The organism is Burkholderia cenocepacia (genome assembly GCF_900446215.1).
In the GTDB taxonomy this organism is placed as follows: Bacteria; Pseudomonadota; Gammaproteobacteria; order Burkholderiales; family Burkholderiaceae; genus Burkholderia; species Burkholderia cenocepacia.
The window spans coordinates 32,095-45,714 of record NZ_UAQZ01000018.1 but is presented as its reverse complement, the minus strand read 5'-3'; the positions used below and the strand labels follow the sequence as shown (position 1 = coordinate 45,714).

10 protein-coding genes are annotated in these 13,620 nt (G+C 67.7%); 7 read left to right on the top strand and 3 right to left on the bottom strand.

From position 1 onward, the window contains the following. Positions 1-159: 159 nt before the first annotated feature. Positions 160-705 carry an META domain-containing protein gene (locus tag DTA15_RS36715; RefSeq protein ID WP_006489608.1) on the bottom strand — a complete coding sequence of 182 codons (546 nt, stop codon included), beginning with the start codon at positions 703-705 and terminating at the stop codon, positions 160-162. Positions 706-920: 215 nt separating this feature from the next. Between DTA15_RS36715 and purT the strand changes: the two genes are divergently transcribed. From purT to DTA15_RS36690, 4 genes are all read left to right on the top strand, one after another. After that, complete coding sequence (gene purT, locus DTA15_RS36710) at positions 921-2,135, top strand: formate-dependent phosphoribosylglycinamide formyltransferase (protein WP_006489597.1); 1,215 nt, start codon at positions 921-923, stop codon at positions 2,133-2,135. Positions 2,136-2,153: 18 nt separating this feature from the next. Then, positions 2,154-2,339 carry a DUF6726 family protein gene (locus tag DTA15_RS36705; RefSeq protein ID WP_006489604.1) on the top strand — a complete coding sequence of 62 codons (186 nt, stop codon included), beginning with the start codon at positions 2,154-2,156 and terminating at the stop codon, positions 2,337-2,339. Between the two features lie 94 nt (positions 2,340-2,433). Beyond that, on the top strand, positions 2,434-2,814 hold the full coding sequence (locus DTA15_RS36700) for an MliC family protein (RefSeq protein ID WP_006489598.1): 381 nt from the start codon (positions 2,434-2,436) through the stop codon (positions 2,812-2,814). A gap of 447 nt (positions 2,815-3,261) precedes the next feature. Then, positions 3,262-4,746 (top strand): DEAD/DEAH box helicase, encoded by a 1,485-nt coding sequence (locus DTA15_RS36690; protein ID WP_006489595.1) that lies wholly within the window; start codon positions 3,262-3,264, stop codon positions 4,744-4,746. 253 nt (positions 4,747-4,999) lie between these two features. Here DTA15_RS36690 and gluQRS read toward each other — a convergent pair whose 3' ends face one another. Both gluQRS and DTA15_RS36680 read right to left on the bottom strand, forming a co-directional pair. Continuing rightward, a complete protein-coding gene (gene gluQRS, locus DTA15_RS36685; protein ID WP_006489612.1) occupies positions 5,000-5,896 on the bottom strand; it encodes a tRNA glutamyl-Q(34) synthetase GluQRS in 897 nt (298 codons plus the stop codon). A gap of 25 nt (positions 5,897-5,921) precedes the next feature. Then, complete coding sequence (locus tag DTA15_RS36680; RefSeq protein ID WP_006489627.1) at positions 5,922-6,776, bottom strand: sulfurtransferase; 855 nt, start codon at positions 6,774-6,776, stop codon at positions 5,922-5,924. A 216-nt stretch (positions 6,777-6,992) separates the two neighbouring features. Between DTA15_RS36680 and dnaE the strand changes: the two genes are divergently transcribed. The 3 genes from dnaE to DTA15_RS36665 are packed head-to-tail and all read left to right on the top strand — an operon-like array spanning position 6,993 to position 13,443. Continuing rightward, positions 6,993-10,526, top strand: a complete 3,534-nt coding sequence (gene dnaE / locus DTA15_RS36675; RefSeq protein WP_006489624.1) for a DNA polymerase III subunit alpha — start codon at positions 6,993-6,995, stop codon at positions 10,524-10,526. Positions 10,527-10,558: 32 nt separating this feature from the next. Further along, complete coding sequence (msbA, locus tag DTA15_RS36670) at positions 10,559-12,346, top strand: lipid A export permease/ATP-binding protein MsbA (RefSeq protein ID WP_012492746.1); 1,788 nt, start codon at positions 10,559-10,561, stop codon at positions 12,344-12,346. Positions 12,347-12,378: 32 nt separating this feature from the next. After that, positions 12,379-13,443, top strand: coding sequence for a glycosyltransferase family 4 protein (locus DTA15_RS36665; protein ID WP_012492745.1), 1,065 nt, complete (start codon positions 12,379-12,381; stop codon positions 13,441-13,443). The last annotated feature ends 177 nt before the right edge of the window (positions 13,444-13,620 follow it).

Genomic DNA, 13,620 nt, shown 5'->3' with positions numbered 1-13,620 from the left:
GGCGGGGCGCGCGGGGCGCGACCCGCCGAGTTTAACCGGCCGGCGAACAAGACTCTAACGCGGCGTGATTCCGATTCACGCCGCGCGACGCACGCGGCTGGCGCGTGCGCGTGGCGCGCCACGCGAAGGCGGTCGGTCGGCCTTCGCGCGCGCCGTACATCAGGGGCTCCGGTGCGTGAACGTCAGCGTTGCGCCGGCCTGGGTCACGATCTGCAATTGCTGGGGCGCACGCATCTGCACGCCGGTCTTCTCGACGTGGGCGAGCGCATCGAGGTAGGCGGCTTCGAGCTGGCCGCCGAGCGTGTTCGGGCAGGCCATCCGCGTGCCGGCGAGCGGGCCGAAGCTCAGCACGCCGTTCTTGATCGCGTAGGTGCCCATGTAGCGGTTGCAGCCGGAGAACCCGCTCGCGCGCCGGATGCCCGAATCGGTCGACAGCGCGAGCTTGATCGGTTCGCCGTTGTCGCCGTGCGGGATCGCGCGTGGCGTGCCGTCGGCGTTCACCCAGCTGGTGAGCTCCCAACTGGTGTCGTCGAGCAGCTGGACGGCGGCCGGGTTGTACGGGTCGGGCGCGGGGGCGGCGGAATCGGGATGGGTCGGCATCGCGCAGGCGGCGAGAAGCGTGGCAAGCGTCAGCGCGCAAAGCGGCGCGCGCAACGGGCGAAGCAGGCCGGTGCGTGCGCGTGCGGCCGCGGACAGGTGGGACATGAGCCTCGTTCCTCTTCGGATTCTGATCAAGGCGTAAGAGTAACGCACCCGCCCCGCGGCAGGCGAGCCGACACTTCGCGCGTGAAAACGTTCGCAGCCCGCCCACGGGATCGCGCGGCGCGGCGTGGGCGCGACCAAACCGCCCAAACCGGCCCGGATGCCCGTGTTAACATCGAAGCCGTTTTCGTCCTCCAACAGAACCAGCGGGAAATCACATGCAGATCGGTCAGCGGCTCGGTACGCCGCTTTCACCCTCGGCCACGCGCGTCATGCTGCTCGGCGCCGGCGAACTCGGCAAGGAAGTCATCATCGCGTTGCAGCGCCTCGGCGTCGAAGTCGTCGCGGTCGATCGTTATCAGGATGCGCCAGGCCACCAGGTCGCCCATCGCGCGCACGTGATCGACATGACGGACCCGGCCGCGCTGCGGGCGATCGTCGAGGCCGAGCGCCCGCATTTGATCGTGCCCGAGATCGAGGCGATCGCCACCGACGCGCTCGCGGCGATCGAGGCGGCCGGCCTCGCCGAGGTGATCCCGACCGCGCGCGCGACGCAGCTCACGATGAATCGCGAAGGAATCCGCCGGCTCGCGGCCGAGGAGCTCGGCCTGCCGACGTCGCCGTATGCGTTCGCCGATTCGTTCGAAGCCTTCAGCGCGGCCGTCGCGAAGATCGGCATGCCGTGCGTCGTGAAGCCCGTGATGTCGTCGTCGGGCAAGGGGCAGTCGGTCGTGAAGACCGACGCCGACGTGGAACCCGCGTGGGACCATGCGATGGCGGGCGGGCGCGTGAACCACGGCCGCGTGATCGTCGAGGGCTTCGTCGATTTCGACTACGAGATCACGCAGCTGACCGTGCGCGCGATCGACCCCGCGACGCTCGACACGCGTACCTACTTCTGCGAGCCGGTCGGCCACGTGCAGGTGGCGGGCGACTATGTCGAATCGTGGCAGCCGCAGCCGATGCGCGCGGCAGCGCTCGCGAAGTCGCGCGAGATCGCGCACAAGGTGACCGAGGCGCTCGGCGGGCGCGGGATGTTCGGCGTCGAGCTGTTCGTGCGCGGCGACGACGTCTGGTTCTCCGAGGTGAGCCCGCGGCCGCACGATACGGGCCTCGTCACGCTCGCCTCGCAGCGCCAGTCGGAATTCGAGCTGCACGCGCGGGCGATTCTCGGGCTGCCGGTGGATCCGGCGCTCGGCACGCCGGCTGCGTCGGCGGTGATCTACGGCGGGCTCGACGAGCGCGGGATCGCGTTCGAAGGCGTGCGCGACGCGCTCGCGGTGCCGGGCGCGGACCTGCGCCTGTTCGGCAAGCCGGAAAGTTTTGCGAAGCGACGCATGGGCGTCGCGCTGGCGACCGGCGCGACCGTCGACGAAGCCCGCGAACGCGCGAAGCGCGCGGCCGCGGCCGTCCGGCCCGTGTCGGCGCGCTGACGGAACGAGGAGAGGACGATGGCGTCGAGATGGTTGCGTATCGGAAAGCTGGGCGTCGCGCTGGCGCTCGTCGCGAGTCTCGCGGGCTGCGGCCTCGCGGCCGCGCCGTGCCGGGTGGCGTCGGCCGGGCTCAAGATCGTGCCGCTCGTCGGCCATGTCGCCGCCGCGCCGACCGATGCGTGCGCGGACGTGATCGATCCCTGATTCCGGCAACCGGCGTGCTAACCCGCCACCCCGATAAACAATAACCGCGCGCCCCGCGAGGGCGCGTTTCCACCCGTCTCGTGAGAGGACCTGCATGATTCGCCAAACCTTCGCTGCGCTTGCGCTCGCCGGCACCGCCGTTTCCGTCGCGCATGCCGCGCAACTGACCGTCGAAGAGATCGACGCCGACGCGCGCCAGCAAACCGTCTACCAGTGCGCGAACCACAAGCAGCCGATGCGCGTGTCGTACTGGCTCGCGGGCAACGGCCAGAGCTTCGCGCTCGTGCCGGTCGACGGCAAGCAGATGCTGTTCGTCGATACGGTGTCGGCGTCCGGCGCGCGCTATCAGGCAGGCCGCTATACGTGGTGGACGAAGGGCAAGGAAGCGACGCTGCGCGACGAGATCGCCGACCCGAAGTCGCCGCCGCTGCTGGGCGACTGCGTGCAGGTCGAGAAGAAAAAGAAGAAGGGCTGACCGGCGGGCACGATCGCGGAGCGTATTCGCCACCCGCGTTGACCGGCTGTCGGGCTGACGGCGGACCTGTCGATACGACGCTTAGAGATCGAACCCCTAATATCGTGTGCCGGCCGAGTCGGATAACCCGATCGGCCAGCCGTTCGCCCGCGCGGGCCTTGGGCGGGCCTTGGCGGCCCCGCCGCGCGAACCGCCGCCACGGCCGTTCGCGGCGTTGTCACGGACAGATGCCCGCACGGTGCTACAATACGGCCCTTTCCGCCGGCATTCGCGCCGAACGGAGTCCGCACGGCCTGGCGTCCAGCGTTCGCATTGAACCGGTCCCAAGCGCCAGAGCGGCGCCGCGCGGCGCGCCGCGGCTCCGTCTATTTCCGAATTGTGATGAGCGCAGGCCCGGCTGGCCTGACGCACGATGTCCCCGCCGCGCCTTTTGAGCGAAACGCCACCATGTCCGATTCTGTCGCCAAGCCCGTCGACGCAACCTTCGATCAATTCGGCCTTGCCGCCGATATCCTGAAAGCCATTGCGGAGCAGGGCTATACGACGCCGACGCCGATCCAGGCGCAGGCCATTCCGGTCGTGCTCGCCGGCCGCGACGTCATGGGCGCCGCGCAAACGGGCACCGGCAAGACCGCGAGCTTCTCGCTGCCGATCATCCAGCGTCTGCTGCCGCAGGCCAACACGAGCGCGTCACCGGCGCGCCACCCGGTGCGTGCGCTGATCCTCACGCCGACCCGCGAACTCGCCGACCAGGTCGCCGCGAACGTGCACGCGTATGCGAAGCACACGCCGCTGCGCAGCGCGGTGGTGTTCGGCGGCGTCGACATGAACCCGCAATCGGCCGAACTGCGCCGCGGCGTCGAGATCCTGATCGCGACGCCGGGCCGCCTGCTCGACCACGTGCAGCAGAAGACGGCGAACCTCGGCCAGGTGCAGATCCTCGTGCTCGACGAAGCCGACCGGATGCTCGACATGGGCTTCCTGCCCGATCTGCAGCGCATCCTGAACCTGCTGCCGAAGGAGCGTCAGACGCTGTTGTTCTCGGCCACCTTCTCGGGCGAAATCAAGAAGCTCGCGTCGACCTACCTGCGCAACCCGCAGACGATCGAGGTCGCGCGCAGCAACTCGACGAACGCGAACGTCACGCAGATCGTCTACGACGTCGCCGAAGGCGACAAGCAGGCGGCCGTCGTGCAGTTGCTGCGCGATCGCGGCCTCAAGCAGGTGATCGTGTTCTGCAACAGCAAGATCGGTGCGAGCCGCCTCGCGCGCAATCTCGAGCGCGACGGCGTGGTCGCATCGGCGATCCACGGCGACAAGACGCAGATCGAGCGGATGCAGGCGCTCGACGCGTTCAAGCGCGGCGAGATCGAGGCGCTGGTCGCGACCGACGTGGCCGCGCGCGGTCTCGACATCGCCGAGCTGCCGGCCGTGATCAACTTCGACCTGCCGTTCAGCGCGGAAGACTACGTGCACCGGATCGGCCGTACCGGCCGCGCGGGTGCGACGGGCGACGCGCTGTCGCTGTGCAGCCCGAACGAGCGCAAGCAGCTCGCCGATATCGAGAAGCTGATCAAGCGTCCGCTCGAAATGCAGACGCTCAAGCTCGACAAGCCGGCGCGCCATCGTCACGACGAGCGCGGCGGGGAGCGTGGCGGTGAGCGCGGTGGCGAACGGGGCGGCCGGCGCGATCGCGACGAGCATCGCGGGGCATCGGGCCGTCGGTCGTCGGGCAGCGCCGAGCGCGGTGGCCATCATCGCCGCCACGAAGCGCCGGTCGACGATTTCTTCCTGAAGCCGTACGAGCCGTCGGCGTCGGCGAAGCAGCCGGACGACGCGCAGCCCGCGCAGCAGCCCGAGAAGAAAGGGCCGAAGCGCCAGGTCGCCGCGCTGCTCGGCGGCTTCGGGATGCCGCGCAAGCCGTCGGCATAAGGCGGGCCGAGTGGTTGGGGCGGCGCGTGAGCGCTGCCGGACAAGCGGGTACATGTGACGAGCATGTGCCCGTTTTTCATTGGGCGAGGCGATCGGGGCGGGGCGTGTGCGAGCTATTGCTTGCCGCGTGCGGGAGGAGCTTTCGATGCCGAGTCGTCGGCGGACGTGGCTTTCGCCTTGCTTTCATGCGGCTGGATTCGGTGCTGACCGAGACAGGCGCGTCGTCGGCGTGGGCCGGCGTCGTGCAAGCGATTCAACCGGCACGCGGCCCGAAGCGACGCGCCCATGCATCGGTCGCGGCCGCGTAGAACGCGTCGATCGTATGGACCGGCCGATCGCCATCGGCCGCCAGACCGAGATGCGCGGCCGCGGCCCGCAGCGCCGGCAGCGGATCGTCGCGTTCGAGTGCCGTCGCGCCCGTCTGCTTGCTGAGCTTTTCGCCGTTGGCATCGACGACGACCGGCACGTGCAGGTACGCGGGAGTCGGCACGCCGAGGCAGCGCTGCAGGTAGATCTGGCGCGCGGTCGAATCGAGCAGGTCGGCGCCGCGCACGACGTGCGTGATGCCGGCATCGGCATCGTCGACGACGACCGCGAGCTGATACGCCCATTGGCCGTCCGCGCGTTTCAGCACGAAATCGCCGACTTCGGTCGCGAGGTTCTGCGATTGCGCGTGCTGCCAGCGATCGTCGAACGTGACGACCGCATCGTTGCCGTCCGGCACGCGCAGCCGCCATGCGCGCGCGGGCTTGCCGTGCAGGCCGGTGCGGCAGGTGCCCGGGTACGCGAGCGTCGTATGGCGTTCATGGGCGGCGCGCAGCGAATCGGCGATTTCCTTGCGCGTGCAGCCGCACGGATAGACGAGCCCCGCCGCGACGAGCCGCTCGAGCGCGGCCGTGTAGGCCGCATCGCGCGTACTCTGCCAGATGGGCGGTTCGTCGGGCGTCATGCCGAAATGCGCGAGGGTCGCGAGGATGTCGTCGGCCGCGCCGGGGACCGTGCGCGGGCCGTCGAGATCCTCGATGCGGACGAGCCATGTGCCGCCGTGCGCGCGGGCGTCGAGCCAGCTTGCGAGCGCGCCGACCAGCGAGCCGAAGTGCAGCGGGCCGGTGGGCGACGGCGCGAAGCGGCCGCGATAGCCGGGATTCATCGGCGGGGCGCGGTGCGACGCGCCGTTACGCGGCGCTGGCTGCCTGCGCGCAGGCCGGGCACGACTTGCCGGCCACGTAGCTCGGCGATCGTTGCGCTTCCGGCGTGACGACCGCGCGGCACGCGAAGCACGTGACGTTCTCGGTCGGCTGGAGCTGCGGGTTCAGCGCGGTGCGGTAGTCGAACACGAAGCAGTCGCCGTGATAATGCGCGCCGCCGACTTCCTCGAAGTATTTCAGGATCCCGCCTTCGAGCTGGTACACGTTGTCGATGCCGATTTCCTTCATGTGGATCGCGGCCTTCTCGCAGCGGATGCCGCCGGTGCAGAACGACACGACCGTCTTGCCTTCGAGGTCGGCGCGGTTCGCGTCGATCACTTCCGGGAATTCGCTGAACTTGTCGATCCGGTAGTCGAGCGCGTTGTCGAACGTGCCGACGTCGACCTCGAACGCGTTGCGCGTGTCGAGCATCACGACCGGGCGGCCGGTATCGTCGTGGCCGCGATCGAGCCACGACTTCAGCGTGCGCGCGTCGACGAACGGCGCGCGGCCGAGTTCCGGCTTGATCGCGGGCTTCTTCATCGTGATGATCTCGCGCTTCAGGCGCACGAGCATGCGGCGGAACGGCTGCGAGTCGGACAGGCTTTCCTTGAACTGCAGCGTCGCGAACTTGCCTTCGAACAGCGGATCGTGGCGGATGTACGCGATGAATGCGTCGGTGGCTTCGCGCGTGCCGGCGATGAACAGGTTGATGCCTTCCGGCGCGAGCAGGATCGTGCCGCGCAGGCCGAGTTCGTTGCAGCGGGCGGTGACGAGCGGGCGCCATTGCTCGTTCGCGTCGAGCGATACGAAGTGGTAGGCGGCGAGGTTGACGATGGTCATGATGGTCCGACGGGAAAACGGCTGCCCGGCGGCCCGCAAAAAAGGGTGCGAAGCCGGGGCGCTGATTCGAAAAACCGTATTATCCCGCAAACGGCGCGGGCGTCGGTACCTGGCCGATCGGCCAACCGCGCGACGCGTCGCCGCGTGCATCGGCCGAACGGCCAAAGCGGGCATTTTTTGGGCAGCCTGCGCGGCGGGGCGGCTACAATAGCGCCCATGTCAGATCCTCGCTTCGTCCATCTTCGCGTTCACTCCGAATTCTCGATTGCCGACGGCATCGTGCGCATTGACGACATCGTCAAGGCGGCGGCCGCGGACGGTCAGGGCGCGCTCGCGCTCACCGATCTCGGCAACGCATTCGGCCTCGTCCGTTTCTACCAGGAAGCCCGCGGCAAGGGCATCAAGCCGATCGCCGGCTGCGACGTCTGGATTGCCAATCCGGACGACCGCGACAAGCCGTCGCGGCTGCTGCTGCTGGTCAAGGACAAGGTCGGTTACCTGAATCTCTGCGAGCTGCTGTCGAAGGCGTGGCTCACGAACCAGTACCGCGGCCGCGCGGAACTCGACGCGAGCTGGCTCGACGGCGAGCTCGCGCAGGGGCTGCTCGCGCTGTCGGGCGCGCAACAGGGCGATATCGGGCTCGCGCTGGCCGCGGGCAACGAAGAAGCCGCGCGCCGTCACGCCGAGCGCTGGGCGAGGGTGTTCCCGGGCGGCTTCTACATCGAGCTGCAGCGTTACGGCCAGCCGGGCGCCGAGGCGTACATCCAGCAGGCGGCGACGCTCGCCGCGTCGCTGAAGCTGCCGGTCGTCGCGACGCACCCGACGCAGTTCATGACCGACGACGATTTCACCGCGCACGAGGCGCGCGTGTGCATCTCGGAAGGCGACATCCTCGCGAACCCGCGGCGCCAGAAGCGTTTCACGACCGACCAGTATTTCCGCACGCAGGACGACATGGCCGCGCTGTTCGCCGACCTGCCGTCGGCGATTGCCAATACGGTCGAGATCGCGAAGCGCTGCAACCTGAAGCTCGAGCTCGGCAAGCCGAAACTGCCGCTGTTCCCGACGCCGGACGGCATGTCGCTCGACGACTACCTGGTCCAGCTGTCGAAGGAGGGGCTCGAAACCCGCCTCGCGCAGTTGTATCCGGTCGAAGCCGAGCGCGACGCGCAGCGCGACACGTACTACAAGCGCCTCGAATTCGAGTGCGGGACCATCACGAAGATGGGCTTCCCCGGCTACTTCCTGATCGTCGCGGACTTCATCAACTGGGCGAAGAACAACGGCGTGCCGGTCGGCCCGGGCCGCGGCTCGGGCGCCGGTTCGCTGGTCGCGTACGCGCTCGGCATTACCGACCTCGATCCGCTGCGCTACAACCTGCTGTTCGAGCGCTTCCTGAATCCGGAACGCGTGTCGATGCCCGACTTCGACATCGACTTCTGCCAGCACGGCCGCGATCGCGTGATCCAGTACGTGAAGGAGAAATACGGCGCGGACGCCGTCTCGCAGATCGCCACGTTCGGCACGATGGCCGCGAAGGCGGCCGTGCGCGACATCGGCCGCGTGCTCGACCTCGGCTACATGTTTACCGACGGCGTCGCGAAGCTGATTCCGTTCAAGCCCGGCAAGCACGTGACGATTGCCGACGCGATGAAGGAAGAACCGCAGCTGCAGGAGCGCTACGACCACGAGGACGAAGTCCACCAGCTGCTCGATCTCGCGCAGCGCGTCGAGGGCCTCACGCGTAACGTCGGGATGCACGCGGGCGGCGTGCTGATCGCGCCCGGCAAGCTGACCGATTTCTGCCCGCTGTACACGCAGGGCGACGACGGCGGCGTGGTCAGCCAGTACGACAAGGACGACGTCGAAGCCGTCGGCCTCGTGAAGTTCGACTTTCTGGGTCTCACGACGCTGACGATCCTCGACTGGGCCGAGCGCTACATCCGCCGTCTCGATCCGTCGAAGGCAGACTGGTCGCTCGCGCAGGTGCCGCTCGACGATCCGGCGTCGTTCCAGATCCTGAAGAAGGCCAACACGGTCGCGGTGTTCCAGCTGGAAAGCCGCGGGATGCAGGGCATGCTGAAGGATGCGCAGCCCGACCGCTTCGAGGACATCATCGCGCTCGTGTCGTTGTACCGGCCGGGCCCGATGGACCTGATCCCGAGCTTCTGCGCGCGGAAGCACGGCCGCGAGAAGGTCGAATACCCGGATCCGCGCGTCGAACCCGTCCTGAAAGAGACCTACGGCATCATGGTCTATCAGGAGCAGGTGATGCAGATGGCGCAGATCATCGGCGGCTACTCGCTCGGCGGCGCGGACTTGCTGCGTCGCGCGATGGGCAAGAAGAAGCCCGAGGAGATGGTCAAGCACCGCGAGATCTTCGCCGAGGGGGCCGCGAAGAACGGCCTCACGCGCGAGAAGTCCGACGAGATCTTCGACTTGATGGAGAAGTTCGCGGGCTACGGCTTCAACAAGTCGCACGCGGCCGCGTATGCGCTGCTCGCGTATTACACCGCGTGGCTGAAGGCGCACCATCCGGCCGAATTCATGGCGGCCAACATGACGCTCGCGATGGACGACACCGACAAGGTGAAGATCCTGTTCGACGACTGCGTCGTGAACAACCTCGCCGTGCTGCCGCCGGACATCAACCAGTCGCATTACCGGTTCGAGCCGGTCGCGGAAGCCGACGGCAAGCGCTCGCGCACGATCCGCTACGGCCTCGGCGCGGTGAAGGGCAGCGGCCAGAACGCGATCGAGGAAATCCTGCGCGCCCGCGAGGAAAAGGCGTTCACCGACCTGTTCGACTTCTGCGAACGGATCGACCGGCGCGTCGTCAACCGCCGCACGGTCGAGGCGCTGATCCGCGCCGGCGCGTTCGATTCGCTGAATCCGAACCGTGCGCAACTGATCGCGTCGGTGCCGCTCGCGATGGAAGCGGCCGACCAGGCCGAAGCGAACGCGATGCAGGCCGGCCTGTTCGACATGGGCGCCGAGTCGCCGCACGCGCATGCGCTCGTCGACGAACCCGCGTGGGACGACAAGCGCCGCCTGCAGGAAGAAAAGGCCGCGCTCGGTTTCTATCTGTCCGGCCACCTGTTCGATGCGTATCGCGACGAAGTGCGGCGCTTCGTGCGGCAGAAGGTCGGTGACCTGAAGGAAGGGCGCGACAAGCTCGTCGCCGGCATCATCGCGTCGCTGCGCACGCAGATGACGCAGCGCGGCAAGATGCTGATCGCGCTGCTCGACGACGGCACGGGCCAGTGCGAGATCACGATCTTCAACGAACAGTTCGAGGCGAACAAGGCGCTGTTCAAGGAAGACGAGCTGCTGATCGTGCAGGGGCAGGCGCGCAACGACGCGTTCACCGGCGGCATTCGCTTCACGGCCGATACCGTGATGGATCTCGAACGCGCGCGCAGCCGCTACGCGCAGGCCGTGCGGCTGACGATGAACGGCAACGCCGACGCGCTCGCGCTGCGCCGTGTGCTCGAGCCGCACGTGTCGAAGGACGATCCGGCCGCCGCGAACGTGATCGAAGCGCCCGCGCCGCGCGGCGGCGGGCGCGATGGCGGTCGGCGCCCGCAGGCGCCGCTGCCGAACGGGCTCGCGGTGCAGATCCACTACAGCAACGCGCGCGCGCAAGGCGAAATGCGTCTGGGCGATGCCTGGCGCGTGAAACCGAGCGACGTGCTGCTGGCAGAGCTGCGCGCGGCGTTCGACGGTAGTTCCGCCGAAATCGTCTACTGAATGATTTTCGATTCAAATTCCTTGAGGGCACCTTGAGCGTCAAGCCTACTCTTAGCAAACCCATAGGCGGGGAAGACGCATCGTCGCCCGTGGTCGTCGCGCGCCGCCTTTGGCCGTACCTGAAGCCGCTCCTGTGGGTGATGGTGGCGGGCGTCCTCGCGATGGCCGTCGTCGCGGCAACGGAAGCCGGGATTCCGGCGTTGCTCAAGCCGCTGCTCGACCGCGGCTTCGGCACGAAGGGCGACGTGACCGCGAAGCTCTACGTGCCGATCGCGGTCGTCGGTCTCGCGCTGGTGCGTGCCGCCGCGCAGTACGCGTCCAACTATCTGCTTCAGTATGTCTCGAACCGGATCCTGCTCGACCTGCGGATCGAGATGTTCAACCGGATGATTCACACCGGCGTGTCGTTTTTTCAGCGCGAGACCGCGAGTACGGTGATCAATGCGGTCGTCTTCGAGGTCAACCAGGTCCTGAACGTATTGCTGGGCGTGTTGATTACGCTCGTGCGCGATTCGTTGACGGTGGTCTTTCTGCTGGGTTACCTGTTCTATTTGAACTGGCGACTGACACTGATCGTCGCCGTGTTGCTGCCGTGTATCGGCTGGCTCGTCGGCAAGATCAACCGGCGTTTGCGCCGGTTGAACCGCGAGCACCAGATGCTGACGAACCAGCTCGCGTACATCGTCGAGGAGACCGTCGGCGGCTACAAGGTCGTCAAGATCCACAACGGCGAGCAGTACGAAATCAGCCGCTTCAACGAATTGAGCCGGCGTCTGCGCGGCTATTCGATGCGGATGATCGTGTCGGGTGGGCTTGCGCAGCCGCTCACGCAGTTTCTCGCGTCGATCGCGCTGGCCGTCGTGCTGACGATTGCCGTCGTGCAGTCCGCGAACGACCAGACGACGGTCGGTGGCTTTGTCGCGTTCGTCACCGCGATGCTGCTCATCATTTCGCCGCTCAAGCACCTGATGGACGTGAACCAGCCGCTGCAGCGCGGGATGACGGCGGCCGAGCTGATCTTCGGCCTGATCGACGAGCCGCGTGAGCCCGAAGGCGGCGGCAAGCCGCTCGAGCGGGCCACCGGCCGGATTCGTTTCAACGACGTGTCGTTCGCGTATCACGCCGGCACCGGCAAGCCAACGCTCGACCGCGTGTCGTTCGACGTGGCGCCTGGCGAGATGATCGCGCTCGCAGGGCCGTCAGGCAGCGGCAAGACGACGCTTGTCAACCTGATGCCGCGCTTTTTCGATCCGACGTCCGGAGAGATTCTCGTCGACGGCGTCGCGTTACCCGAGTATCGGCTACGTGACCTGCGCGACCAGATTGCGATGGTGAGTCAGGATGTCGTGCTGTTCAACGACACGATCGCGAGCAACGTCGCGTACGGCCAAAGCCCCGACCGCGAACGCGTGACGGCGGCGCTGCGCGCCGCGAATCTGCTCAGTACGGTCGAGGCGATGCCCGACGGGCTCGACACGCTCGTCGGCGACAACGGCATGCGCCTGTCGGGCGGCCAGCGCCAGCGTCTCGCGATTGCGCGCGCGATCTACAAGGATGCGCCGATCCTGATTCTCGACGAAGCGACGTCGGCGCTCGATTCGGAATCCGAGCGTCACGTTCAGGCGGCGCTCGAGACGCTGATGAAGGGCCGCACGACGCTGGTGATCGCACACCGGCTGTCGACGATCGAGCGTGCAGACCGGATTCTCGTGATGGACGGCGGCAGAATCGTCGAGAGCGGCAGCCACGCGGCGCTGCTCGCATCCGGCGGCCTGTATGCCCATCTGCATCGGATTCAGTTCCAGCAGGAGGCCGGGTGAGCGTCGTGCGGGCCCGTGTCGCGCGTGCGGAGATGAAGATCGGCCTGTCGGCCAATGCGCTGAAGCACGGGGGCGGCCTCGAGCGCTACGCGATCGATATCGCGCGGGGAATGGCGGAGGCGGGCGTGACGCCCGCGTTCTTCGCGCGCTCCGTCGACGCGTCGATTCCGGAGGCGCGGCTCGTCGAGCCGCATCGGATCAACGTCTCGTTCCTGCCCGGCAAGGTGCGCGACGAATGGTTCTCGTGGCGGCTCCGCGGTGCACGCCGCGCGGCCGACGTGGATGTGCTGATCGGCTGTAATCGGGTCGCCTGCTCGGAGATCGCGATTTGCGGCGGCACACATCGAGGGTTCTTGCGCGCGATCGGCCGCGCACCGGGCTATTTCGACCGGCGCCAGATTGCACTCGAGAGCCGGCAGTACGCGAATGCGCGCTATGTGGTCGCGCATTCGCAGATGATGCGCGACGAACTGCGCACGCTGTACGGCGTCGACGACGCCAGGATCCGCATGCTGTATCCCCCCGTCGATGCGCAGCGCTTCACGCCTGTCGGCGACGACGAGCGCACCGCGTTGCGGCGCCGCTTCGGTTTCGGCGAGCGCGACGTCGTGCTGCTGTTTCCGTCGAGCAGCCACGTGCGCAAGGGCTTGCCGCTGATCGAGGCCGCGCTGCAGGGGACGGACGCGTCGATCGTCGTCGCGGTGGCCGGCCGCCCGCCCGAGCGGACCTCGGCGCAACTGCGCTACATCGGCTACGTGAAGGACATCGAGGACGGATACCGCGCGGCGGATTACACGATCCTTGCATCGAAATACGAGCCGTTCGGGCTGGTCGGCATCGAGTCAGTGATGTGCGGGACGCCCGTGATCTTGCCGCCCACGCTCGGCTGCCATGACGTCATTGCGGACCATGCGAAGCTGACGTTCGCGGCCGACGATGTCGAGGCGCTGCGCGCCGTGCTGGCGACGGCCGCACAGCGCGTGCGAGCCGGCGACCGGGCCGCCGTCGCGCGCGACGCGGTAGGCTACGACCCGGGCGTGCGCCATCATGTCGAGCAGTTGCTCGCGCTGGCCCGCGAGGCGTGGGCGCCGGCGTAGCGGTCCGTCCCTGTAAGGGGCAATCTGTCAGACGGCTTCCGGTTCGGGCGCGCGAGGGGGCGATGGTATACTCTGGCGGCCTGTTTGGGTGGTGCGGCTGGCTATTCCGCTCCGGTGATTCGTGCCGGTTGATCGGCGCGATTTGCTCCGTGCAAATACTTATTCAATTCACAATGA